This window comes from Rhizobium deserti, from assembly GCF_004358025.1.
GTDB lineage: Bacteria > Pseudomonadota > Alphaproteobacteria > Rhizobiales > Rhizobiaceae > Neorhizobium > Neorhizobium deserti.
The window spans coordinates 1,278,550-1,303,563 of record NZ_SMTL01000001.1; the positions used below are offsets into that span (position 1 = coordinate 1,278,550).

A 25,014-nucleotide genomic window follows, 5' to 3' on the forward strand; every position below is an offset into this window, starting at 1 on the left:
TGTAGAGCAGCACCTTCGGCAGGCGAGGCTGAAATCTTTGCAAAGTAACCTAAGTCGGAAATGTTTCAGCTGCCATTCGTGCCGGGAGGAGGTGGATATTGCCATCACCTTCAACAGCATCTTAATCTACTGCCGCTGGCGATCTTAGAACCGAATGTCTCGTTGCCGCTGATGGATGGACTATCGTAAGCTGACCTTGACCTCGGCACGCAAAGCGCAATCTTTCCGTCGATCGCAAAGGAGCATCCATTTGGTTCATGACGTTGCTGTCGTAGGTTCGGGTTTTTCAGCAATTGCGCTGACCGTGAACCTGCTGCGCCTCTTGCCGCCATCCACCTCGATCGCCGTTATCGGCGATGATCCAAGCTTTGGGAGAGGAACTGCATATCGAACCGAATTTCACCTCCACCGCCTGAATGTACCGGCCGCGCGCATGAGTGTATTTGCCGATCAGCCGGACGATTTCGTGGAATGGCTGCGCAGTAAAGGCAAAGGCGGCTCGGCGGATAACTTCGCTTCGCGAGGGGATTACGGGCTTTATCTGCGTGACACGCTTGCGGGTCTGCTTCGCCAGCGCGAGCGGCGCGCCAATGTGGACTTTATCAGGGCCAAGGCCACCACCTGCATCCACCGCAACAGAGACGGCCTGCAGTTCGAACTGGATAGCGGCCAGGAGCTGCAGGCAAGAAATGTCGTCCTCTGCCTTGGCCTCGGCAGTGCCGAAATGCCCATCAAGCCCAGAAATCTCGACACGTCCCTGCAAGACCATGTCGTGCAGAATCCCTGGCGGCTCGGCTGGCTGTCAAAGGTTCGGCCAAGCGACGAGATCTGCATCTTCGGATCTGGCTTGACGATGATCGACCAGGTTCTTTCTCTGCGCGCCCGAGGCCACAGGGGACGCATCCATGTCCTGTCGCGGCGGGGGCTGGTGCCGCATTCCCACCTGTCCCATCACGCCACTGCAGTTGAACCGATACTGCCGGAAGGGACACGCCAGCTCAGTACCCTACTGGGGGCCTTCAGGGCTCAGGTGCGTGCAGGCGCGCCTTGGCGGGCTCTCATGGATGGCTTGCGACCCCGTACCCAGGCGCTTTGGAAGGAACTCAACCAGGAGCAGAGGTCGCGCTTCCTGCGCCATGCACTGGCGTGGTGGAATGTCCATCGGCACCGGATATCGCCCCAAGTGTTTTCGCAGTTCCAGCATCTTCTGGAAAACGGCACAGTCGCCGTTCACGCCGGCTTCATTGGTGGCATCGAGCAGAAAGAGGATCGGTTCCAAGTCGCCTACCGGCCACGCGGAACCCAGGCGCAGGCGCATATGAACGTCGACTGGATCGTCAACTGTACGGGCATGGAGCGAGCAGGCATCTCGCATTCTCCCCTGTTGCAGGAGATGCAGCGACAATCGATGATCGCCATGGACGAACTGGGGCTGGGTATCTCTGTCGACCCCTTTTCACGCGTTGTCGGCCCACAGGGCCAGATACAACCCGGACTTCACGCCGTCGGTGCGCTGACAGCTGGGCAATTCTGGGAAATCACCGCAGTGCCGGACATCCGCAACCAAGCCAAACAAGTGGCGGAGCTTGTTGCTCTGAACCTGGAAAATAAAGCCGCGTCATTAAGCGATCAGCGTTAATCAACCCTATTGGCGCGCATTTAGATGCACCTCATGCGGACTGGCCGGCAGCGGGAGCGAGTTCCTGTCGGCTCAAATCCCCGCGAGCTTCTGCTGCTCATCCAAAGCGACGCGATCATCACACGCTGTCCTACATCTTCATCAGCCCGGAATTTTCCGTGGTCCGGGCGATGTCCGACTATGTGATCGTCATGAAGAATGGCCGCATCGTTGAAGAAGGCGAGACCGAAACGATTTTTTTGACACGCCGCGCGCTGCCTATATCAAGGCTCTGATCGGCGCTGCCATCAACGTTGACGGTAGCAGCGACTTTGGGGCTGTAGAGCTCCAAAAATTTGAAAGGCGCGGCAATGCCGCGCCTTTGCTTTTCAACCCAAGCCCTCGATGGGCAGTCGCAATGTGCCGGCTTTTGCCGACAGGTTAAAACGCCGCCTCGAGGCATTCAACCAGGACGCCAGCTTCTGGCCATTGCGTCTGACCTTTCGGCTTCGTCTGATCTCAACGACGAAAGGCTTCGTACGCATCTTCATCGCTGTCTCCACTGACCGAAGAATCAGGCGACCTGCTTTTCCGCTTCGATCTGAAGCGGAGCGGTTTGGTCAGACAAACCGCTGCTGATGGCGATCTGACGCGGCTTCATCGCTTCGGGGATTTCTCGCCGCAAGGCGATCGACAGCAGGCCGTTCGCCAGCTTTGCCGTCTCGACCTTCACATGGTCCGCCAACTCGAAGCGCCGTTCAAACGATTGCGACCCGATGCCGCGGTGCAGGTATTCGCCTTCCTGCTTGTCGGCGCGGCCGCCCTTTACCACAAGCACGTTCCGCTCCTGCGTCACGTCGAGTTCGCCTTCGGCGAAGCCCGCGACTGCCATGGTGATGCGATAGTCGTCTTCGCCCGTCTTAACGATGTCATAGGGCGGCCAATTATCGATCGCGTGCAGGCGCTGCGCGTTGTTGAGAAGATTGAAGACACGGTCAAAGCCGATGCTGGACCGGTAAAGCGGGGCAAAGTCGAATTCAGTTCTCATAGCCATATCCTCCGTAAAGCAACATGGGATGAGGACGCCTCGGAAACCGGCGCCCCCGACAACCGGCACCTCCTCAAGGCTGCCGGTGCAATCGATTTGGGTTGTGCGTTTTTCGGCTTCAAGACTGCCGCAAAAGATTTTTTTGTGCGTGTTCTGGCTTGCGGGTTTGGCATGCGCAATTTGCCAGCCCAGCAGTCATTTCTTTCAGCGAGGTCTAGACGGAAAGTAGCGACTGCAACCATCAGCAGCGCACGTCGCATTGGAAGAAGCCCCGATGCTTATTTAGATGACTCTACTGGAGCTGAACAATTTCTTAAGTGTAAATACTTGGCCTATATCAAGTTAACCCAATATTTCGGAGTAGTGATCATCTTGCCTTCCACAATCCTGTTGAAAGGCAATTGAATGTTTTCCCCGCAGGTCTTCAGTCGTCCGATTTCGGGCGAGAGGTTCACAAGGCGTATCGTCGTGCCGATGGCCGGTATCCTCATCGTCGCGATCGTTGTCGTCTTAGGCTTCCTTTTTGTCAGCGCTGACAGGCAGAACAAGCTCGAAGTAGAAGCTTCGACCAAGCTTGCGCAGACCGCCCTCACCGTCAAAACCCGCGAGGTCGCGCGCAACCTGAAGGACTACGCCGTCTGGGAGGATGCTTACAACAATCTCCACCTCAAGGTGGATACGGATTGGGCAGCCACTGACGGCAATATCGGCGCGAATATATTTGAGGGTCTGGGCTACGAGATGGCATTTGCCATCAATCCTTCGGGCAAAACCGTTTACGCCGTCATCGAGGGCGCTCCGCAGGACATGGATGCATTTTCCGAAATTCCATCCGGCCTGAAAGAGTTACTTGCAAAGTCCCGCAACCAAACGGAACCAGTAACCGGAATGCTGAAGTCCGGCGACAACGTCCTTATCGTCGCCGCAACGGCTATTCTTCCGCCATCCGTCGACCGGACGAGCGTCGCAGGAGACTCGCTTTCCACTCTCGTTTTCGCCAAGAGGCTCAATCAGTCCTTCCTCGGCAGGATGGGCGAGGAGTATCTTCTTTCCAATTTGAGATTCGATACGGTTGAGCCCGCCGGCGCGGCAGCCTCCGTTCATCTTACCTCTTCCGATGGCAGACCTCTGGGCGCCATTACCTGGACCCCAGCCACGCCGGGCTATAAACTTCTCCCGTTGCTTGCGCCGCCGCTGGCCATCGCGGTCATCATTCTTGGCGCATTTTCCGTGCTTGTGGTTCGCAACATCCAGCGGTCGACGCAGGCGCTCGAAGCGTCTGCCAAAACCGTTGAGGCCTATGCCCAGACCCTTCAAGAAAGCGAAGCGCGGTTCAAAGATGTCGCCGAGGCTTCCTCCGACTGGATCTGGGAATGCGATCCGCGCCTGCAGATGATGTTCCTGTCGACACGTTTTTCGGAGGTGACCGGGATAGCGGCCGCCAATGTGCTTGGCAAAGCACTTTCACAATTTTTCCAGAGCGATAGCGGTAATGACGGCTGGACGAGGCTGCTACAGGAGACCGCAGAACGGCATGCGTTCCGCGATCTGCGATGCCTCTACAAGGACGCATCTGGCGCGACGCGTGTCTGCCGCTTGGCTGGGCGGCCGAGCTATAATGCAAGCGGCGTGTTTGTCGGCTTCCGTGGAACGGCCACGGATATTACCGAGGAAGTCGAAGCGCAGGCGCGGGCGAGCCATCTGGCCCTTCATGATGCCCTGACCGGCCTCCCCAATCGCGTGCTGTTTCGCGAGCGGCTGAACGCTGCGCTGACCAGCAATGACGGCAACCTGTCACGGGTATCGGTGATCTGCCTTGACCTCGATCATTTCAAGGAAGTTAACGACACGCTCGGGCATGGCGCAGGCGACGTCCTGCTCAGGCAGCTGTCGCAGCGCCTGCTCGGATGCGTCCGATCCACTGACACCGTGGCGCGCCTAGGTGGTGACGAGTTCGCGATTATCCAGGTGGGCATCAATCAGCCGCTGGAATCGGAGCAGCTTTGCCGCAGGCTGATCGACGTCGTCAGAGCTCCGTTCGAGATCGAAGAGCAGGAGCTTCATGTCGGCGTGAGCCTCGGCATCGCCGTTTGCGAAGGAAGCGACAACGATCCGGAGCGGCTACTGAAGAATGCAGATATCGCGCTCTACCGCGCCAAGCAGGCCGGCCGCGCCACCTACCGCATTTTTGAGGCCCAGATGGATCTGGAGCTCCAGGAACGCAAATCGTTAGAGCACGACCTGCGCCAGGCCATGCTCAAGAACCAGCTGGAGCTGCATTACCAGCCCCTTATCGATATCAGCACCAAGAAGGTCGCGGCCGTGGAAGCGCTGATCCGCTGGCGCCATCCGACGCGCGGTATCGTGTCCCCCATAGACTTCATTCCGCTGGCGGAGGAAACGAACCTTATTGTTGCAATCGGTGAATGGGTTCTGGAGACCGCATGCCGCCAGGCGCTCGAATGGCCGGACCTGCGCGTGGCCGTCAATCTGTCGCCGATCCAGTTTCGAAACCGCGAGCTTGTCGAAGTGGTCAAGGACGTGCTGCGTCGCACCGGCCTGCAGCCTGAGCGCCTGGAGCTGGAAATCACCGAGAGCGTGCTGATCAACGATGTCAGCTCCGCGCTTGCAACCTTGACGGCGCTCAAGGAACTCGGCGTGAAGATCGCCATGGACGATTTTGGAACCGGCTATTCCTCCCTCGGCTACCTTAATTCGTTCCCGTTCGACAAGATCAAGATCGACAAGTCGTTCATCGGCGGCATGAGCGACAAGGACAAGTCAGGCGCAATCGTCAAATCCGTCATCAGCCTCGGCCAGAGCCTCAACATGGTAACGACAGCCGAGGGTGTCGAAACAGCTGAGCAAGCCACTTTCCTAAAGGCCGAAGGCTGCGACCAATTGCAAGGCTATTTCTTTAGCCGGCCCGTCGCCGCCGAGGAACTGACCAGGTTCATCTGCGACTGGAATGATCGTGGATACGAGATGACCGCGGATGTCGCGGCCTAAGAAATCATAAAATGCAGGGAAGAAACATGAGCGCTCAAAGTGCACTTCGCATTGATCTTGATGCGGCCAACGAGCCGCAGAAACTCAGGCAGCAGCTGGAATGGGCATTGCCGCAGCTAGATCGCAGCCGGCCTTTAAACCCGGGGCTGCCGGTATATGAAAGCGTCGATTCGGTCATCTCTCAGCTGCGCCCGACAGAACCGGTCTTCTGCCTGGCGCCGGCCAAGATCCGTGAAGCAGCCAAGCGCTTCAGCACATTTCCGGGCCGCCCCCTCTATGCGGTGAAATGCAATCCGCATCCGCTGGTTCTGGAGACGTTGTTCAAGGCCGGAATCACAGATTTTGATGTTGCCTCGCTGGAAGAGGTGCGCCTCATTCACAATGTCTTCGGTATGGCAGCAGGCCAGTTCTTCAACAATCCTGCCAAGTCGCGCCCGGCAATCCGCACCGCGTCCTTCGATCACGGCATCCGCTTCTACACAGCCGATTGCGAAGAAGAGATCGAGAAGATCTTCCAGGAGGCCAATTTCGACAGCGATCTCATCGTTGCGGTCAGACTGGCAACCAAGCCGGCAGACGCTCGATATGTCCTGTCTACGAAATTCGGTGCCCAGCCGGCCGATGCGGCCAGGATGCTCAAGATGATTCATCAGCGCGGCGCAAAGGCGGGCATTTCCTTCCATGTCGGCTCCCAATGCCTTGCGCCGGAGGCCTTCTCGGCTGCCGTAACCCTGGCAGGAAAGGTCGCACGCACTGCGGGCGTCCAGCTCAGCGTTCTGAACGTCGGCGGTGGTTTCCCTGCTCCCTATCCCGGCGACCGGGTTCAGGGCGTGGAGCATTATTTCGGACAGATTGTCCATGCCAAACGCAGTCTCGACCTGCCGCCAGGCTGCATCATTCTCTGCGAGCCGGGCCGCGCCCTGGTGGCGGAAGCAGGCACGACGATCGTTCAGGTCGTGGTCCGCAAGGATAGAACGCTCTACATCAATGACGGCGTATTCGGCACGCTGCAGGAACTGACGCATCCAAAGGAAACACGTCCGATCAGGCTGGTCCGTAGCCATTCGCGGCCTGCCGCGCCCTTGGCAAGCTTCAAGGTCTATGGCCCCACCTGCGATTCTAATGACGTGCTTGGCGCGCCAATTACCCTCCCAGACGATGTGAAGGAAGGCGACTGGATCGAGATCGGCATGATGGGTGCTTACAGCCTTTCCATGCGCACGCAGTTCAACGGCTTCTTTACCGACAAGATCGTGTGTCTCGGCGAATAGACGAGCCGCTCCATGTCGAGACATTTAAGACCAGCCGGCAGACTCTTTGCCTCTTTGATCGGCGCGGCCGGCGTGGTCCTGTGGGCGACGGAAACCATGCTCGTCACTCTGACGACATCGATCCCGCCGCTTCAAACGGTGGCGCTGGCTTTTCTGTTTGCTGCGTCCATGTCGCCTGCGGTCTGGCTTTTCACCGGCGCCCACCCGCTGGAAGCCTTTCGGCAGCCGCTCCGGGTCTGGGTCCTGACAGTTGTATCTCTCGTCGGCTATCACAGCTGCATCTACTACGCGACGCAGCAAGCGCCGCCCGCCGCCGCCGCGTTGCTGCAATCGACAACGCCCTTGATGATCGTGCTCGGTTCGGCCTTTCTGCCGGGTGAACGGCTTCGATGGTGGCATGTTGTAGGCGCCCTGCTCGGCTTCTTCGGCGTCATGCTGCTGATCGACACCGGCAGCGAAGGCGGCAATGGCGGCTCCTCATTCTACTATCTCGCATTGATCGGCGTCGCCGCAGGGCTTTGGGGTCTTTATTCCGTCGTGACGCGCTTGTTGCCCGACGTGCCCTCCAGCGCACTGGGCATGTTCTACGGTGTCTCGGCCTTCACCGCCTTTGCGGCGCACCTCCTTCTGGAAACCTGGGTGGCGCCGCAAACGTCAGAATGGCTCGCCATTGCCGGACTAGGTTTCTTCCCGATGGGCCTTGCCATCTATTTCTGGGATTTCGGCCTCAAAAAGGGAGACATACAGGCGCTTGGCGCCTTCTCCTACGTGGAACCCTTCATCGGCGCGGTGATCGTCGCCGTCTTCACAGGCGCAGCCCTTACCCTCTCGCTTCTCTGGTGCGGGTTGCTTGTGATCACCGGCGCAATCATCGCCAGCGCGAGCCTTTGGAAGAAGAGCCAGCCACCCTCCTTAGTCGCTTTCCCAGCCGGTAGCGGTGGGGATGGCTGGCTGGCGCAGGTAAGCTCCATCCAAACCGAGACGGACCTCAGCGAAGTCACCAACAGGATCGTTGAAAGGCTTGTCGAAGTCGGCGGCGACTATGAGCCGGGCAAACATGACCGGGAAATGCCGGAACTTCTCCAGGCCTTCCGGCTGGTTCTGCAGATAGCCGACGAGTTGCACGAGCCAGTGCTTCTGCCGTCAAAGATCCAGGATCTGCTGCTTTCCACCTAGCGGCCGATAGCAGCCAAGGATTTGGCGGCTGATCATTCCTCGAATCGCGCTAAAGTCTGACCGACGGCAAGTTGGCCTGCGCAGCATTGGCGATCTCGATGTCCTGCGCCACCGTGCCGCCGCTGACACCAATCGCACCGACCACTTTCCCGCCGATGAGGATTGGAATGCCGCCGCCGAATATCACCACCCTCCCTGCATGACTGTTCTGTATGCCGTAAAGCTCGGCTCCAGGAGTGGCCAACCTTCCGATTGCCTCTGTCGAATTCTGGAAGATCGCGGCGGTGAACGCCTTGTTGATCGCAAGTTCGGCCGAACCTAGCATGGCCTTGTCCGGCCTGGCGAAGCCGATCAGCTGCCCGCTGGCTTCGACGATGGCGATGGAACAGGGAACGCCGAGCGCCTCAGCTACGGCGAGACCGGCATCGAGAGCTGACCGCGCATCTGCAAGGCTGAGACTTGTGAATGAATAGGGCATGTTTCAGTCCATCGTGCTGGTGACGACCTCTTGCGGCAGAGAGGCAAGAGGGTGTTAAGGTTCGGCATCAACCGAGGTCCGGCAGAGCGATCCGCCGGACCTTTGGGTTGCCGTTAACGGACAGCCTGTGCCGCCTTTTCAATGACGTCGACAACCGCCTGCGGCTTCGACATGTAGACCGCGTGGCTGGCGGCGATCTCGGTCACGTCGACGCCGACGCGCTTGTACATCCATCGTTCGAGATCCGGGTTGAGCGCCTTGTCTTGGGTGGCGACGATCGCAAACGACGGCTTGTCATGCCAGGCAGCCTTGCTGGCCGGGGCGGAAAAGGCCTTTTCCGACACGAAGACCTGCGAGCTCGCCATGAAGGCCGCAGTCTGCTTCGGCAGATCCGCGGCGAAATCGATCGCGAACCTGGCCGGGTCCAGGTAGAGATAGCCGTCTTTGGTGGACTTTATGTCCTCGTTCGGCAGCGGCATCGTCTTTACCAGCGACAAAAGGCTGTCGCCGATGTCCGGCACCAGGGCTGCGACATAAACCAATGACTTCACCTTGGGATCGCTGCCGGCAACGGTGATGATCTGGCCGCCGTAGCTATGGCCGACCAGGACGACGGGACCATCCTGCTGGTCGAGGACACGCTGCGTCGCCTGGACATCGTCCTCAAGACTGGTCTCCGGTTCCTGCACGATGCTGACCTTGTACCCCTTCTCGGTCAGCAGGCCCGCGACGGCATTCCAGCCCGAACCGTCGGCAAAGGCGCCGTGGACCAGGACCACGTTGTTGACCTTACCGGCGACGGCCGCCGCCGGTAATGCTGCGAAGGCTAAAACAACGGCGACTGCAAATGATTTCAAGATTGACGACACGGGAATAACCCTCGAATTGATATGTTGGCGGACCCTCGAAGGCGCAGCGAGCATCGCTGCCGCCTCCGTATTTTGCGAATAAACTCAAGGCTGCGGTCAGGCGGCCTTGGCTGCCTGCAGAGTGGCCAGTAGGATACCAGCCGTCTCGACCGATGAACCAGGGTTCTGGCCGGTGATAAGCCGTCCGTCCTGCACGGCATAGGAGGTCCAGTCATCGCCGCTGGAATAGACACCTCCGTTCTGCTTCAGCATGTCCTCGACCAGGAAAGGCACGACATTGGTCAAGCCTACGCCGTCTTCTTCCGTGTTCTTGAATCCTGTCACTTGTCTTCCCTGAACCAGCGGCTTGCCGTCGGCGTCTTTCACATGACGCAGGACCCCCGGCGCGTGGCAGACGAAGGCGACCGGCTTGCCAGCCTGGTAAAGACTTTCGATCAGGGTGATCGAGTTCTTGTCTTCTGCGAGATCCCAGAGCGGGCCATGGCCACCCGGATAGAAGACAGCATCGAAGTCTTCGGCCGAGACGGAGTCGAGACGGACGGTCGCGCCCAAGACCTGCTGAGCGGCTGGATCTGTGTGGAAGCGGCGGGTCTGATCGGTCTGGAAGCTCGGCTCGTCGCTCTTCGGATCGAGCGGCGGCTGGCCGCCCTTCGGCGATGCGACGGTGATATCGGCACCAGCCTCCAGAAAAGCATAATAAGGAGCGGCGAATTCTTCGAGCCAAAAGCCGGTCTTGCGGCCCGTATTGCCCAATTCATCATGCGAGGTGAGTACCATGAGGATCTTCATTGTCTTGAGCCTTTCAAGCTTCTGCGGCGAGCCCTTGGCTGCCGCTGTTTCCGCCGTCCGGGCGATCCGTGTGACCGCTGCCCTTTCGACACCCTGATCATGCCCCGCCTCGCAACATTTCGGAAATTTATTTCTTTGATTTAAGATATACGACCTGCAATATATCTCGATGAAATATGATCTGAACCTGCTGCCGGTCTTTGTCACGCTGATGGAGGAGCGCAACGTCACCCGGGCTGCCGAGCGCCTCGGGATGACACAGCCTGCGCTTTCCAACGCGTTGGCCAGGCTGCGCGACACGTTGAAGGATCCGCTCTTCATCCGCGAGCGCTACGGCATGAAGCCGACCCAGATGGCGGAGGAATTGGCACCGGCCATTAGCACCGCACTGGCCGGCATTGACGACGTGATCCGCGGCCAGCAGGAATTCGATCCGGCAAGCACGACACGGCTCTTTACCATCGCGCCGAACAGCTATGTGGAATTCGTACTGATGCCGGCCGTGGTGGCCCGCCTGCGCGAACGGGCCGATGGCATCAAGCTTCGTCTTACCCCCTTCGGCAACGATCTTGTAGAAACCGGCGCCATGTCCGGCGCAACCGACATGGTGATCGGCCGCATGGTCGATCCGCCGGACAATCTGGTGGTGCAGCATCTGATGGACGACGGGCTCGCCTGCGTCGTGCGCCGGGATCATCCCGACGTTCAGGACAGTTTTTCAACGGAGCAGTACGAGCGGCTGAAGCATGTCAATGTCCTGCCGCCCGGTCGCATGCGGGCCGGCCTCTTCCAGGCGCTGGGGCAGCGGGGGCTGAAGCGCGAGGTCGCTGTTTCGGTGACGCATTTTCTGGCGGTACCGGAAATGATATCCGTCACCGATTACTGCGCCACCCTGCCGAGGCTGATCTGCAGGCGGCTGGCGGAAGACCCGCGGCTGAAGGTCCTGTCGGCACCGGTCGACCTTGGGACCTTCCCGGTCGAGATGGCATGGCATGTGCGCTATCGCCATGACCCCGCCCATCGATGGCTACGCGCCCTGATCGTCGAAGTGGCTAAAGATCTGCTGGAAGAAAAGAACAACACGAACCCGCGATAACATTTTTCGCCAACGTCGACCGGGCGCGGTTACTTCTATCGGCTGCACTAATCGCTGGCGGTGAAGCAATGGCCGGTTGATTGTCGTTAGTTGGTTCAAAGGAACCGGTCGCATTTGGATGCGGCTGCCCGGATGAAATCGGCAGCGGTCGACATATCGTTCATGGCTTCAAATTCGAGGTCTGACGCCTGTCTTCATCATCGTTCGCTCAAACTGTATTGCTCTCGTCCAGATAGCTTGAATAGCTGGCCGGGTTGTCGAGGATCGTGGTCACCATGGCGAAGAATTGACCGACCGATTGCCCGATTTCGCCCGGCACGAAATCATGTCCGAAGCGCTTGGCGAATTCCTCTTCCGCCTGATTGTGGTAGCGCTCCAGGAAGGTCTTCATGTCGACCTGCACGCCTTCGAGCGTCGCCGCATCGGCCTTGCCGGCAAAGATGGAAATCGCCTCGGGAACGCTGTCCGCCTCGAGATCCATGTCCTGGTGCAGGTAGCCGCCGATCATCTGTCCGAGGAAATAGAAGTCCTGGTTCATGTCAGACTGGTCGCCTTAGATCGGATAGGAGGTCAGGATGTAATGCGGCATGCCGTTATAGGTCTCTTTCTTCAACACGATCTTGATCTTGCTCAACCGCGACGCCTGGCCCGAAGCACGGGCGATACCGAACCCAACCTCCCGCCCGACCGCATAATCGAGCACCAGATTGTTGCTTGCGCCGGACCGCGCCCAGGATTGAATCGCCGCCTTGTGGATCTGCAGCCCGCGGGTGATGGCACGCTCGGCCGCGGCAAGGTCGTCGAAGGTGGAAATCATCGACGGCGGCCGGCGGGAAGCCGCGGTTGCGGCGATACGGGCACGCAGTTCCGCCTCGGTTCGCCCCACATGCCTGGCAATCGTATGGCCGCCGGCGCGCGACGCCTGATCCACCGCCTCATGACGCATGAGAACAATACGGCCGCCGCGGATCGCTCCGGTCCTGACGGCATTGGCGAGCACCGCGCCGCCGACCGGCACGAGGATCTCTGCCGCCAGCCCGACATTCCGGGCCGTGCCCGGCGACGCACCCAGACTCTGGGCAAGCGCACTGGCGCCACGATCGGTGAAAGAGCGCACGTCGCGGCCGGTCCAGACCTGACGGCCTCCGGCAATGCATTGATCCACCCCATGGGCGCCGAGCGCCACACCGCCGGCCTTGGTCACCATGGTCGGCTCCGGCGCCGCAAGCAAGGCGCCCGCACCGAGGAGTTCCGCACCGCAGCCGAGCAGCCTCAGTCCGCCGATCAACCGGTTGCCGAGCGTCGCTCCCGGCTCAAGCGTCTCGTTCTCCAGGACGGCCGCCAATTGCGTTGCCGAAAGAGCGATCCGCAGACCTTCCTGATGCTCGTCGCCTTCGCCGCGGGGGGAAAGACCTGCTGCCGTTGCTACCATCTTCGTTTCACCCCAGATCCTTGGGGATGGCGGTTGCCTTTCCTGCCGGCGATCCTCAGCCTGTTGCGGCCAAGGAAGCCTGCGAAAACCGTTTGGCGAAATTGTCGAGCAGCGTGCGACGGTCGAAGTAGTGGAGGAAATCCAACCGGTTCGTGCGGCTGTTGAAATAGGCTGCGGCGATCGGACGTTCGCCGGTCTTTTGCAGGAAGGTGACCGCTGGATTGCCGTGAAGGAGGCGGGTGGGCGCCGGATCCTCGCCATAAATGCGCAGAAACGGCAGCGTCACGGATTTCTTGTAGTGCTCCAATGCCTTCGCGGAGAAAATGTTCTTCTTACCGACATAACGGTTGAGCACGCCGACCTTGCCGTTCGGCTTGGTGGTGATCTGCTTGCCGGGCTCCAGGAACTCTGACAGAAATTCCCTTGCACCGGGCATGCCCTGTATCTTACGGCCCTTGAAATAGACGTCCTCACCGGTGGTCAGCGTATAAACTCGCCGGATGACCTGCAGGTGACTGGTACCGATCACCTTGACGCCACCAATCTTCTGGCTCGGGGCGACCATGCCGAAAATGCTTTCGTCGAAAACCTCCTCGATGATCAAATTATAATCTGTCAGTGCTATCTTACCGATGTCTGGATTGCTCATCGACAATCTCCTCCAAAGCCAGAACCACCTCACGCATGGGAGGAGGCGCCGGACGAATCCGGCGCCTCCTATGAAGAGGTCGCTTACGCCGCCTTGGTCGTGGCAAGGTCGTAGGACGCAATCATCGGCGACTGCGGCGACTGATTTTCGTCGAACGGTGTGTACTTCACTTCCAGCTTGGTGAAGTTGAGCTTGATCGTCTCGATCGGGCGATCGCCGTTAGAATCGATCGAATAGCTGGCAATCAGCGTATTCGTGAGGGTGTATTCGATGTAGGTCTCGCCCGGATTGCCAGTCGTCACCAGATGGATGACGGTGCGTTTGCCGGTGCGGCCGGAGCACGCTTCCTGGAAAAGCTTGGTCGACGACGAATCGCTGACCTTGGTGAGGATGACTTCCGAAATCGTCGGCTCGGAAGCTTCACGGTTCGCTGCGGAACCAGCGGACGTGTTCATGTTGCGGGAAACATTCCAATGAATGGCTTCGATATCCATCCACTTGCGATGCTGCTCATGCGTCGCGTCACCCTGGATACCATCGATCTGCAGATAAATCGGCATGCGTAAGCTCTCCTGTGATCGGGTTTTGCCTAGTTGCGTCTAAGGCCAATTTGCCTTTCGTCTTCCGTCTCCCCGAAGGCGCTTGCGTCTCGGGGATTTTCATCCGCCTCCCGGTTATCCTCCGGCGAAACGAATTGCGGTGGGACCCCGGCATCTTCGGCACGAATACCAAAGGCGTGATCCTCGAACTCTATCACTATGTTTGCGACCTTGCAGCCTTCCGCGACTGCGTCGAGGAAGAAGGTCGATAGAACAGGAAGAAGGTCGCGGCCGATCATGATCTCGATCGCCCGGGCGCCCAATTCGCTCGTCTTGGCACGCCCGACCAGGGCTTCGCGCGCCTGCGACGAGAGCGAGAGCGCAGTTCCGTAAGCGGCAAGGATCCGCTGCCGTATGCGGTCGATCTGGATGTCGACGATGCCGGCAAGGCTTTCGGTTCCAAGCGGCATGAAAGGCAGGATGGTGGTGCGTCCGAGAAATGCCGGTTTGAAATGTTTCTGCAGTTCGGGCAGCAGCAAAGCTTCCAGCGCCTCGCCCTCCGGCATGGTGTCAGGATCGGCAGCAAGGCTTGCAAGAAGCTCGGACCCCGTATTGGCGGTCATGAAAATCGTGGTGTTCTTGAAATCGATGTCGCGGCCTTCGCCGTCGCGCAACACGCCCTTGTCGAAGACCTGGTAGAATATCTCCTGAACACCGGGATGAGCCTTGTCGACCTCGTCAAGCAGCAGAACCCCATAGGGCCGGCGGCGCACGGCCTCGGTCAAGACGCCGCCTTCACCATAGCCGACATAGCCGGGCGGCGAACCGAGAAGCATGGAAATCTTATGCTCTTCCTTGAACTCCGACATGTTGATCGTTGTCAGATGTTGGGGGCCGCCGTAGAGCATGTCGGCCAGGGAAAGCGCTGTTTCGGTCTTGCCGGTACCGGACATACCGACCAGCAGGAAGACCGCCGGCGGCCGGCGCGGGTCCGAAAGCCCGGCACGAGCGGCGCGCATCGCGGACGCAATACGCGCGATTGCAGCATCCTGCCCAAGCACCTTTTCCTTCAGCCGCGCGTCGAGCGACTTTACCGTCTCGACCTGATCGGACAACAATTTGCCAACCGGGATGCCAGTCCAGCGCGCCACCACGGCGGCAACCACGTCCTTGTCCACGACCCGCGGTACCAGCGGCTTTTCGCCCGCCACCGCCGAGAGGCTCAGCTCGGTTGCCGAAAGTGCGGCCCTGGCACTTTCCGGTGTCATGGCGTGCGCCGGGAAAGGCGCAACATTGGCACTGACCTCGCCGCCGTCAGCCTCGCCGCCGCTGACATCGAGGGACGTCACATGGCCGTCCTGGCTGAACACCGCCTCAAGCCGATCGGCCTCGCGCGCCAGCCGCATCTCTTCGTCGAGCTTCGACTGCACCGCCTCAATCTCGACCGCGATGGCCGCCTGCTCATCCGCGATTACAGCAAGCCGTTCCAGCGTTTGCGCTGTTTCAGGCTCGTTCTTCAACCAAGCAGCCTCCTGCTCGAGCAGGTCCTTCTCGGTCGTCAACTGCTTCAGCGCTTCCGGTACTGTCTGGCGCGAAAGTGCAACCGCAGCGGCAGCCGTATCGATCAAGCTGATCGCCTTGTCGGGCAATTGTCGCGCCGGCATATAGCGTGCCGACAGTCGCACCGCGGCAACAATGGCTTCGTCGCGGATTCGCACCTGGTGATGTTTTTTGAGGTTTTCCGCGACGCCGCGCAGCATGCGGATGGCGGTCGCCTCGTCGGGTTCGCCCACCAGCACCGTTTGAAACCGGCGTGTCAGGGCGGCGTCTTTCTCAATGAAGCGCTTGTATTCGCTCCAGGTCGTCGCAGCGATGGTGCGCAGTTCGCCGCGCGCCAGGGCAGGCTTCAGGATATTGGCCGCATCGCCCTGCCCCGCCTGGCCCCCGGCACCGATCAGGCCATGCGCCTCGTCGATAAATAGGATCACCGGATCGGGCGAGCCTTTGACCGCATCGACCACGCCATGCAGCCGTCGCTCGAACTCGCCCTTCACACCCGCTCCCGCCTGCAGCAGGCTAAGGTCAAGCAGCAGCAGCCTTACATCCTTGAGGCGGTCCGGCACATTACCGGCGACGATCTCAAGCGCAAAAGCCTCGGCCACGGCCGTCTTGCCGACACCGGCCTCGCCGACCAGGATCGGGTTGTTCTGCCGCCGGCGCATGAGGATGTCGACGACCTGCCTTAGCTCGACGTCTCTTCCAATGACCGGATCAATGCGGCCTTCACGGGCATCCGCCGTCATGTCGCGCGTGTAGAGGCGCAGGAATTCATTGTCGGCCGCCGAGGAACCCGACGACCCCAAGGTCGGCTTTGATGGCTCCAGCGACGCGGTGCCCGCGGCCTGCAACATACGATCCAGCGAAGTCTTGTCGAGGCCACGCAGAGACGGAGCAATGCCGCGTGCAACGACGCGCAAACTCGCTTCGCTGGTGAGTGCAACAAGCAGATCGGCCAAAGCAACGCTGTCGCGACCGCATTGCAGGGAGGCGACCAGCCAAGCTTCGCGCGCCAGAGTCAAAAGGTTTTGGGAAAGCGTCAGTGCGCCGCCGTCTTGGCTCGACATATCAGCGATTGCTACATCAAGCTCGGCGCGCAGGGCCTGCGCCGACACATTCAGTTCTTCTAGGGAACGACTACAATCTGGAAGGTCGAGCAGCGCCCGCAGCCAGTGAGCGACTTCCACAACCGGATGCCGATGGCGCGCAGCTATTGATGCGCCTGTCTCAAGACCGACACGCAGATTGGGCTCAAGCGTTCTGATCAGACGGTTGAGATCTATATTGGACATCTATCAAGGCCTGCCTTTTTGAGGAAGTTCAGTGTTCTTTCGAGATGCCAGGCAACAACTAGAGCGGTCACTCAGGCTTGTCCAGCCGGCAAGATGCGCTATTTTCAAAATTAGTTCAGTCGAGCGATGTCACAAATCTGTCGTGAGCCAGCAGAGGTTGACAAGCCAATATAGCCTGCCCAAAATGTCCTTCAGAGTGACTAAGCTTTGGTTTTTGGAGATATTTTTCGCGTGAACGTCCTCCAGATTGCCGCTCCACTTGATCAAAACGATCCATGCGGAGAAAACGTGCGGACCAATACTTCCGCTCGCGCAATATATTATAGAATTAAGGATGCCAGAAACGCTGCCCGGACCGCAGAGCGCGGAATAGATCCGGGTGAAACCATTGGCGTTTCACCAGCATGGCAGGATGTTAACAATCTTGGATTGCAGATACTTTCTTCCGAAAGCAAAGACATCGAAGTATTGGCCTGGCTTGCGGAAGCCCAGCTTCGGCTGCGCGGCTTCGAAGGCCTAAGGGATGTCTACGAGGCCACGGTGTCGCTTTTGGACAACTATTTCGATTCTATTCACTCTATCGGCGATGACGATTTTGAAGAGCGTTTCGCCCCCCTGGCAGGGCTTAACGGTATCGGCGGCGAAGGCACGATCATTCAGCCGATCCGTTTGACTTCATTGATCCCTGGCGGAAAATTCGCGCAGTTTTCGCTCTGGGATTTTCAGCTCGGTCAACGGCCGGGTCAAGCGGAGCGACGTGAGGAACTGCAGCAGGCAGCGACAGAGGTCGGAGTCGCGGCCATGGCAGATCACCTGGCCGTGCTGACGCAGTGCATGCAGGCATACGATCGCTTGGTGGATTTACTCGACCAACGCTGCGGCGACCAGGCTCCTCCCAGTTCCAACACACGCAATGCATTGCAGGAGGCTGCGGCTGCAATCCGCGTACTTGCTGGAATAGAGGCCGAAACCGCCGCTCCCGCCTCTCCGGCAGCTGTCGAGCGATCAGAACCTCATCCAGCCGAGACAGGCGAACGCAATGACGAGGTGGCGCCGGTCCGGTCTCTGACGGTCGACGCTATTCGCTCCCGCGATCAGGCCTTTGAAATCCTGACGACGGTGGCCCGTTATTTCCGCCGCAACGAACCCCATTCGCCGATCGCCATGTCCATAGATACGCTTGTGCGGCGCGGCCGGATGGATTTCTCGGAACTGCTGGCGGAACTTCTGCCGGAACAGGCGGTGCGCCACGCAGTCCTGACAGCCGCAGGCATCCAACCCGCGACGGAGGATCGCGGGAGCTGACACAAAATTATATTGCACGGGGGCCTTGCCCGCCAGCGATTTGCAACAATTTCAACCCTTGATCTGCCGATGGCACGAAGGAGAATTCGATGGCAAGTGTGCACGAGAAACTGGAAAGGGTCCGTAAGCCGCGCGTCCACATCAAGTATGAGGTGGAAACCGAAGGCGCTATGGTGGTCAAGGAACTGCCCTTCGTGGTCGGGGTGCTCGGCGATTTTTCCGGCAATCCGACGCAGCCGCTCAAGCCCTTCGGCGAGCGGAAGTTCGTCCAGATCGACCGCGACAATTTCGATGACGTGATGCGCCGGATGACGCCGGGCCTCAATTTGTCCGTGAAGAACACGCTGAAAGATGATGGCACCGAGCTTCCGGTTTCGCTGAAATTCGAAAGCATGGACGATTTCGAACCGGGCTCCGTCGTTAACCAGGTTCCTGCACTGAAAGCACTGCTCGATGCGCGCAACGAATTGCGTGACCTGATGAGCAAGGCGGATCGCTCTGAAGAGCTGGAGCGGCTGCTGGAGGACATCCTGCAAAACAAGGCCGACCTTTCGCAGCTCGTTGCCCAGCTTGGCGGAAAGTCACTGAACGGCAACTCCCCGGAGGGCAAGCAGGACTCCGTCAGCTGAATGCCGCCGGCGCGCGGCTCTTTGCGCGCTCAAAAAGTTCTGCCCTCGATATGTTCTAGAAGCAGTGCCTACCGTGATGTCTCTGACCACAAGGGCCGCAGCTCCGTAAGAAGGATTGACCCATGAGCGCTGATACCCAATTGCAGGCGAAGGAAAACGTCGATTTTGCACAGGATCAGGACCTTCTGTCCAAGGTGGTCGCAGCGACCCGGCAGACTGAGCCGAACCGTGCCCAGGACCTCCTACGAACTCTGACCGACCAAGCCCTCAAGGGCACCGTCACCTATGATCGCAACCTGACGATCACCCTCAACAACGCGATTGCCGAACTCGACAAGACGATTTCGCAGCAGCTCGCGGCGATCATGCAGGCGCCGGAATTCGTGAAGTTGGAAGGCACTTGGCGCGGGCTGCAATATCTTGTCAAGAACTCGGAGACGAGCGTCAATCTGAAGATCCGCGTGCTCAACGCCTCCAAGCGCGAAGTCAGCAAGGACTTGGCGAAGGCTGTGGAATTCGACCAGTCGCGGCTGTTCAAATCCGTGTATGAAGACGAATTCGGCACGCCGGGCGGCGAGCCGATGGGCGCCCTGATCGGCGATTACGAGTTCGACAATTCCTTTGACGACGTGCAGCTACTGCAAGGCGTATCGTCGATCGCAGCGGCCGCCTTTGCACCCTTCATCTCGGCGGCCAGCCCGCGCATGTTCGGCTTCGAGGACTACCGCGAATTAGCCAAGCCCCGTGATCTCGAAAAGATCTTCGAGACGGTAGAATATGCCAAATGGCGCAGCCTGCGCGAAAGTGACGATTCCCGCTTTGTAACGCTTGCCATGCCACGCGTTCTTGCACGCATGCCCTATGGCCCGCAGACCAGCAAGATCGACGAGTTCAACTATGACGAAACCGGCGGCTCGAAGAATGGCGAACTGCCGCACGAGAACTATTGCTGGATGAATGCCGCCTATGTGATGGGCACACGACTGACCGAGGCATTTGCCAAGAGCGGCTGGTGCACGGCGATCCGCGGTGCCGAAAATGGCGGCAAGGTAGAGGGCTTGCCGATGCATGTCTTTGCCAGCGACGACGGAGACCTGGACCTGAAATGCCCGACGGAAGTCGGCATTACCGACCGGCGCGACGCCGAACTCGGCAAGCTCGGCTTCCTGCCCCTCTGCCATTACAAGAACACCGATTACGCCGTGTTCTTCGGTGCCCAGACCACCCACAAGCCTAAGCTCTACGACCGCCCGGAAGCCACGGCCAATGCGGCCGTGTCGGCTCGCTTGCCTTATATGATGGCGACCTCGCGCTTCGCCCATTATCTGAAGGTGATGGGCCGCGACAAGATCGGCTCGTTCATGGAGGCAAAAGATTGCGAGGCCTGGCTCAACCGCTGGATCTCCAACTACGTCAATGCCAACGACGAAGCGGGCGAGGAATCACGCGCCAAATACCCGCTGCGCGATGCCAAGGTCACGGTCCAGGAAATTCCGGGCAGGCCCGGCTCCTATAATGCCGTGGCCTGGATGCGCCCTTGGCTGCAGATGGAGGAACTGACCACCTCGCTTCGGATGGTGGCGCGCATTCCGTCCAAATCCTGATGCACCACTTCACGCGGCGCAACCCGCGCTGCGTGAATTTTCCTGGCATTGTTTCACATCTTCACACCGTTCAAGTTTTTCAAGCAGTTCGAGACGCCAGCCTTAAAAGCATCGCTTCTCCAAGTGCTCCGGATTTGAGATCAGGATGACAATGGGTTCTTGCACAGAGTGGAGGCGCCGGGCGGACCAGTTGATCGCACTGATCGACGAGGCTTTGAACCGCCAGGTGAACGAGATCCTGCACCATCCCGACTTCCAGGCTATGGAAGCGCGCTGGCGCGGTCTCGCCATGCTCGTGCGAGAATCCGGCCGCAGCGGCGACGTCAAGGTGAAGCTTCTCAGCTTCAGCTGGCGCGAACTGGCGCGCAGCATGGAGCGAGCCTCGGATTTCGATCAAAGCCACCTCTTCGAACTGGTTTACAATCGCGAATTCGGCATGCCGGGCGGCGAGCCTTTCGGGCTTATGGTCGGAGATTATTATTTCTCTCCTACGGAGCCGGAGGATGGCGACGCCATCACCACGCTCACCGATCTGGGCATGGTGGCTGCCGCAGCCTTTTGCCCATTTGTCGCCGGCGCCTCGCCGCAAGCCCTAGGCATAGAACAGTTCAACGAACTCAACCGGGTGCAGGATTTCTCTTGGCTGGCCAATGACCCGACAAGGCTGCGCTGGAACGGCCTTCGGGGCCGCGACGATTCCCGCTTTCTTGGCTTGGTGGCACCCCGCGTCCTGATGCGCTCCCAGCACGAGCCCTATGCACGACGGCGCGACGACGGTTTTCCGTTCCGCGAAAGTGTCGCAGCCGACGGCAGCTCGCTTCTGTGGGGTAATGGCGCCTTTGCCTTTGCAACCGTGGTCATCCGCAACTTCATCGAATCGGGCTGGTTTGCAGATATACGCGGCGTCACGCAGGATACAATTGACGGCGGCATGCTGAGCACGGCGGAGCTGCGCCCCTATGACTTGGGGACGGAAAGCAGCGGCTTGTCGGCCCAGCCGCCGGTGGAAGTCCGCTTGACCAGCGTCCAGGAGCAGCAGGTCTGCGATCTGGGCCTTATTCCGGTGGCAACCACCTATTTGTCGGCTTCAGCGATCTTCAATTCCAACCAGTCCTTGCACGCACCATCGCATTACACTAACGAGCATGCACGCCAGAACGCCCGGCTTGCAGCCATGCTGCAATATGTTCTCTGCGCCTCGCGTTTCTCGCATTACCTAAAGGTGATCATGCGCGACGAGATCGGCCAACTCGCCGATGCCATCTCGATCCAGCGCAAACTTGAAGACTGGCTGACCGGTTATACGCTCGGCAATGACGATGCCGATCTTTCGCTTCGCACTCGCTTCCCGCTGCGCTCGGCCGGCATCAGCGTCCACGAAATCCCCGGAAAGCCCGGCACTTTCTCCTGCACGGTCCGTCTGCAGCCGCATTTCCAGCTCGACGACGTTTCCACCAGCTTCCACCTTATTGCAGAAACTGCAAACACTGCCGAGGCGTCATCACGTCCGGTCGTGCCCGAAAGGATGTCCGCATGACGCTCTCCGAAACCATTTCCCAAGCGCTCGGCAATGACGCCCTGGACGAGGCATTGCAGGCGGCCAAGGCGCATCTGAAAGCCAAGCCTTCCGACCAGGAAGCGCGCCATCTTTATATCGACCTGCTGATCTTGGCCGGCGACTATGAGCGCGCCGACAACCAGTGCAGCCTAGCCGTCACTTTCGCTCCCGACGCGACCATGGGCTTCGTGCTTCTGCGCAACACGTTGCGTGGCATGGCTGCACGAGATGCCTGGTTTGCGACAGGTGCCGTGCCCGAATTCCCGGGCGGCCCCAGCGAAATGGACCAATTGGGCCTCCGCCTTGGCATCGCCCATCGGTCAGGCGATGCGAGCGACGCGAAAAGCGCCTTGGAAAAGCTAGAGGAAGCGCGCGGCGAACGGCCGATGATCTGGAATGGCAATCCGATTTCGGATTTTCGCGATCTCGACGACCGTATGCCGCATGCGCTTGAAGTCATCATGACCGGCGGCGGCTATCTCTGGATCGATTTTGCAAAGATCGCGTCCCTCGCCGTCGAGCCGATCGCCCGGCCTCGCGACCTGGCCTTCCGCAGCGCCGAACTTTCCTTGAACGACGGCGCCGTCGCGTCGGTGCTGATCCCGGCGATCTATCCGGGAACCGGCGACGCGGCAAGGCTGCGGCTCGGACGCGAAACCGAATGGGTGGAGGAGCCGACCGGCATCACTACCGGCCGCGGCCAGCGTTGCTTCCTCGCCGGTGACGAACTGGTGTCCTTCCATGACATACTGACTCTCGAAATGGCCGAGGGGACGACAGCGGGAAAGCAGGCCGCCCATGGTTGACCCGCTCGAACGCTATCGGCCACGCGACCGTGTCCTCGCCCGATCGATCCTCGACCGGCTGATCGATGATGAGCCGGATCGCATGTTCGATCCACCGGTCAGCATGGTGGATCAGGTCCGCGATATGCGGGAATCGGTACGGCGCGATCTGGAGGCGCTGCTCAACACCCGCCGCTGCCCGGAAGCGCCGCCTGCTCCGCTTGTCGAACTAAGGGATGCACTGGTCAGCTATGGCGTCGACGGCATGGTTTCGGCCAATCTCGCCACCGACGAAGCAAAACTCAAGCTCGCTCAAATGGTCGAGCGTCGCATCTCCATGTTCGAAACGCGGCTATCTGATGTGCGCGTGACCATCCTGAAAAGCAGGACGATGACCGAGCGGGCACTGAGGATGCGGATCCAGGCGACGTTTCGCCTGCATGAAGGCATGCCGCCGATCAGCTTCGAGTCGACCATCGACCCTTCCACGCAGCGCTTCCTGGTGGAGGCAGCAAATGGCTGACGGTTTTCTCAACCGTTATAACGACGAGCTTCTGGCTCTGCGCCGCCGCGCTGCGCGCTTTGCCGACGCTTTTCCGAAGATCGCCGGCCGCTTGCGCATGACCGGCGAGGTCGCCGACGACCCGCATGTGGAACGGCTCATCCAGAGTTTCGCCTATTCGGCAGCCCGTGTGCGTCAAAAACTCGACGATGAGTTTCCGGAATTGAGCGACGGCCTGCTGGAAACGCTTTATCCGCATTACCTGGCGCCGCTTCCGTCCATGAGCATCGTGCGCTTCAAGCCAAGCGAAACGCTGGCATCGGTCCAGACCGTGCCCCGCCATACGGAAATCCTGGCCGAGCCGGTGGGCGGCGAGGCCTGCCGGTTTCGTACCACTCAGGATGTCGAGATGGCGCCGGTTGAGATCGCCGCCGCTTCGCTAACAGGGCAGCCGATCGACGCGCCGGTTTCCCCTTATGGTGGTGCGGCTGGCTGCCTGCGGCTGTCGCTTCGTCCTCTCGATGCTCGCAAGCCAATCGGCGAGTTGGGCCTCGAGCGCCTTCGCCTGCATATCGCCTCTCCATGGCAGCAGGCCGTGGCGATTTATGAACTGCTCGCCAACAACACGCTCGGCATTGCGCTTGCCAGGCATGCCGACGATCCGTCGCCGGTCTTCCTGCCGGCGTGCAATATCAAACCCGTCGGGTTTGAACCGCAAGAGGCCATGCTGCCCTATCCGGCCCCGAGCTTTGTCGGCTACCGGCTGTTGACGGAATTCTTCGCATTGCCGCAGAAGTTCCTGTTTCTGGATATCGAGGGGCTGGGCGCCTGGAGTGGCGAGACGATAGAAATCTTCGTGTATCTGAAAGAAACCGACGCCAAGCTGGAAAGGGCGCTTTCGGTTCGCGACTTTGCCCTCAATGCGTCGCCGGTCGTCAACCTGTTTCGCCAGACCTGCGAGCCCATATCCGTGGATGGAACGCGGACGGAATACCGGCTTCTGCCGGACGCACGCCGCCAGAAGACCCGGGAGATCTATTCGATAGACCGGGTACTGCTGACCGGCGCGCAGGGGCAGGAAGAGTTCTGCCAGCCCTTCTTCGGGCGCTCGCAACGAGCCGGCAACAGCACAACCCACTGGCAGGCCTACCGCCGATTCGACGAGGATGATGGCACCAGCGATATGGAAATCGCTTTTGTCGATCGCAACCGCCGCTTCGCAGGGCCAACCGACGCCGTTGCAAGTGTCGATACGCTCTGCATCAACCGCGATCTGCCGGAACAATTGCCGTTTGGCGGTGGTCATCCCTTCCTGCAACTCGCTACAGGCCATGAAGCGGTTGCCGGTGTCGAAGCACTCACTCCCCCTACGCCCTCGGTGCGTATGAATGACCAGGACGGCCGCAATTGGCGGCTAATGTCGCATCTGCTGCTCAATCACCTGTCTCTTTTCGATAATGAGGGTGCGGCGTTGAAGGACATCCTGTCGCTTTATGCCTTCCGCGACAGCCCGGAAACACGGCAGCTCGTTGATGCGCTGATCCGCATTCGGGCCGAGCACTCGACGGCAAGGCTCGGCAGTGGCGGCATGGTTCCCGGCACCGATATTGCGCTTGAATTCGACCCGGCAGCGATCGACCGGCCGTCGGCCTTCCTGTTCGGCGCCGTGCTGGATCGCTTCTTCAGCCTTTATACCTCCGTCAACAGCTTTACCCGGCTGACCATCGGCATGAAGGGTCAGTCACAACCAATCGCCAACTGGCCGCCGCGCGCAGCCGAGCGGCCGCTTCTTTGAAAGGATCGCACAC

Annotated in this window: 21 protein-coding genes and 1 pseudogene; 13 read left to right on the plus strand and 9 right to left on the minus strand. The window is 59.7% G+C overall.

From position 1 onward, the window contains the following. Positions 1-250 precede the first annotated feature (250 nt). Positions 251-1,639: an FAD/NAD(P)-binding protein gene (locus E2F50_RS06110; RefSeq protein ID WP_133315122.1), complete on the plus strand. Its 1,389-nt coding sequence runs from the start codon at positions 251-253 to the stop codon at positions 1,637-1,639. Between the two features lie 110 nt (positions 1,640-1,749). After that, positions 1,750-1,934 (plus strand): annotated as a pseudogene (locus E2F50_RS23350) (microcin ABC transporter ATP-binding protein); the annotation flags it as partial. A 258-nt stretch (positions 1,935-2,192) separates the two neighbouring features. On the opposite strand, the gene E2F50_RS06120 reads toward E2F50_RS23350, so the two are convergent. Continuing rightward, positions 2,193-2,666 (minus strand): Hsp20 family protein, encoded by a 474-nt coding sequence (locus tag E2F50_RS06120; RefSeq protein ID WP_133315123.1) that lies wholly within the window; start codon positions 2,664-2,666, stop codon positions 2,193-2,195. Positions 2,667-3,071: 405 nt separating this feature from the next. Here E2F50_RS06120 and E2F50_RS06125 point away from each other — a divergent pair, with 405 nt between their 5' ends. Genes E2F50_RS06125 through E2F50_RS06135 form a run of 3 tightly spaced genes read left to right on the plus strand, consistent with a single transcriptional unit; the run spans position 3,072 to position 8,122 of the window. Next, the gene (locus E2F50_RS06125) at positions 3,072-5,675 is read left to right on the plus strand and encodes a bifunctional diguanylate cyclase/phosphodiesterase (RefSeq protein WP_133315124.1); all 2,604 of its coding nucleotides are present in this window, start codon (positions 3,072-3,074) and stop codon (positions 5,673-5,675) included. A 26-nt stretch (positions 5,676-5,701) separates the two neighbouring features. Continuing rightward, the gene (locus E2F50_RS06130; protein WP_133315125.1) at positions 5,702-6,946 is read left to right on the plus strand and encodes a type III PLP-dependent enzyme; all 1,245 of its coding nucleotides are present in this window, start codon (positions 5,702-5,704) and stop codon (positions 6,944-6,946) included. Positions 6,947-6,958: 12 nt separating this feature from the next. Beyond that, positions 6,959-8,122 carry a DMT family transporter gene (locus tag E2F50_RS06135; RefSeq protein WP_133315126.1) on the plus strand — a complete coding sequence of 388 codons (1,164 nt, stop codon included), beginning with the start codon at positions 6,959-6,961 and terminating at the stop codon, positions 8,120-8,122. 49 nt (positions 8,123-8,171) lie between these two features. Here the strand turns inward: E2F50_RS06135 and E2F50_RS06140 are convergent, their stop codons facing one another. The 3 genes from E2F50_RS06140 to E2F50_RS06150 form a co-directional block, all read right to left on the minus strand. Then, complete coding sequence (locus E2F50_RS06140) at positions 8,172-8,600, minus strand: GlcG/HbpS family heme-binding protein (RefSeq protein WP_133315127.1); 429 nt, start codon at positions 8,598-8,600, stop codon at positions 8,172-8,174. 113 nt (positions 8,601-8,713) lie between these two features. Continuing rightward, positions 8,714-9,469: an alpha/beta fold hydrolase gene (locus E2F50_RS06145; protein WP_425375359.1), complete on the minus strand. Its 756-nt coding sequence runs from the start codon at positions 9,467-9,469 to the stop codon at positions 8,714-8,716. A 96-nt stretch (positions 9,470-9,565) separates the two neighbouring features. Next, positions 9,566-10,258 carry a type 1 glutamine amidotransferase domain-containing protein gene (locus E2F50_RS06150; RefSeq protein ID WP_133315129.1) on the minus strand — a complete coding sequence of 231 codons (693 nt, stop codon included), beginning with the start codon at positions 10,256-10,258 and terminating at the stop codon, positions 9,566-9,568. Positions 10,259-10,427: 169 nt separating this feature from the next. Between E2F50_RS06150 and E2F50_RS06155 the strand changes: the two genes are divergently transcribed. Next, positions 10,428-11,354, plus strand: a complete 927-nt coding sequence (locus E2F50_RS06155; RefSeq protein WP_133315130.1) for a LysR family transcriptional regulator — start codon at positions 10,428-10,430, stop codon at positions 11,352-11,354. A gap of 208 nt (positions 11,355-11,562) precedes the next feature. On the opposite strand, the gene E2F50_RS06160 is transcribed toward E2F50_RS06155, so the two are convergent. The 5 genes from E2F50_RS06160 to tssH all read right to left on the minus strand — a co-directional run bounded on the left by E2F50_RS06160 (position 11,563) and on the right by tssH (position 16,823). Further along, positions 11,563-11,892, minus strand: a complete 330-nt coding sequence (locus tag E2F50_RS06160) for a contact-dependent growth inhibition system immunity protein (RefSeq protein ID WP_133315131.1) — start codon at positions 11,890-11,892, stop codon at positions 11,563-11,565. Between the two features lie 15 nt (positions 11,893-11,907). Then, positions 11,908-12,786: an RNase A-like domain-containing protein gene (locus E2F50_RS06165; protein WP_133315132.1), complete on the minus strand. Its 879-nt coding sequence runs from the start codon at positions 12,784-12,786 to the stop codon at positions 11,908-11,910. A 55-nt stretch (positions 12,787-12,841) separates the two neighbouring features. Next, positions 12,842-13,435, minus strand: coding sequence for a hypothetical protein (locus tag E2F50_RS06170; RefSeq protein WP_133315133.1), 594 nt, complete (start codon positions 13,433-13,435; stop codon positions 12,842-12,844). 83 nt (positions 13,436-13,518) lie between these two features. Continuing rightward, positions 13,519-13,995 (minus strand): Hcp family type VI secretion system effector, encoded by a 477-nt coding sequence (locus E2F50_RS06175; RefSeq protein WP_133315134.1) that lies wholly within the window; start codon positions 13,993-13,995, stop codon positions 13,519-13,521. Between the two features lie 29 nt (positions 13,996-14,024). Beyond that, positions 14,025-16,823 carry a type VI secretion system ATPase TssH gene (gene tssH / locus E2F50_RS06180; RefSeq protein WP_202615407.1) on the minus strand — a complete coding sequence of 933 codons (2,799 nt, stop codon included), beginning with the start codon at positions 16,821-16,823 and terminating at the stop codon, positions 14,025-14,027. Between the two features lie 288 nt (positions 16,824-17,111). On the opposite strand from tssH, the gene tssA reads away from it, so the two are divergent. From tssA to tssF, 7 genes are all read left to right on the plus strand, one after another. Further along, a complete protein-coding gene (tssA, locus tag E2F50_RS06185; RefSeq protein WP_245515304.1) occupies positions 17,112-18,128 on the plus strand; it encodes a type VI secretion system protein TssA in 1,017 nt (338 codons plus the stop codon). An 89-nt stretch (positions 18,129-18,217) separates the two neighbouring features. Then, positions 18,218-18,757 (plus strand): type VI secretion system contractile sheath small subunit, encoded by a 540-nt coding sequence (gene tssB, locus E2F50_RS06190; protein WP_133315136.1) that lies wholly within the window; start codon positions 18,218-18,220, stop codon positions 18,755-18,757. A gap of 122 nt (positions 18,758-18,879) precedes the next feature. Beyond that, a complete protein-coding gene (tssC, locus tag E2F50_RS06195; protein ID WP_133315137.1) occupies positions 18,880-20,361 on the plus strand; it encodes a type VI secretion system contractile sheath large subunit in 1,482 nt (493 codons plus the stop codon). Between the two features lie 151 nt (positions 20,362-20,512). Further along, positions 20,513-21,898 carry a type VI secretion system contractile sheath large subunit gene (gene tssC, locus E2F50_RS06200; protein ID WP_133315138.1) on the plus strand — a complete coding sequence of 462 codons (1,386 nt, stop codon included), beginning with the start codon at positions 20,513-20,515 and terminating at the stop codon, positions 21,896-21,898. Further along, positions 21,895-22,725: a type VI secretion system accessory protein TagJ gene (locus E2F50_RS06205; protein WP_133315139.1), complete on the plus strand. Its 831-nt coding sequence runs from the start codon at positions 21,895-21,897 to the stop codon at positions 22,723-22,725. Before tssC (E2F50_RS06200) ends, E2F50_RS06205 begins: the two co-directional genes overlap by 4 nt. Continuing rightward, the gene (tssE, locus tag E2F50_RS06210) at positions 22,718-23,227 is read left to right on the plus strand and encodes a type VI secretion system baseplate subunit TssE (protein WP_133315140.1); all 510 of its coding nucleotides are present in this window, start codon (positions 22,718-22,720) and stop codon (positions 23,225-23,227) included. Before E2F50_RS06205 ends, tssE begins: the two co-directional genes overlap by 8 nt. Then, on the plus strand, positions 23,220-25,001 hold the full coding sequence (gene tssF, locus E2F50_RS06215; protein WP_133315141.1) for a type VI secretion system baseplate subunit TssF: 1,782 nt from the start codon (positions 23,220-23,222) through the stop codon (positions 24,999-25,001). Before tssE ends, tssF begins: the two co-directional genes overlap by 8 nt. The last annotated feature ends 13 nt before the right edge of the window (positions 25,002-25,014 follow it).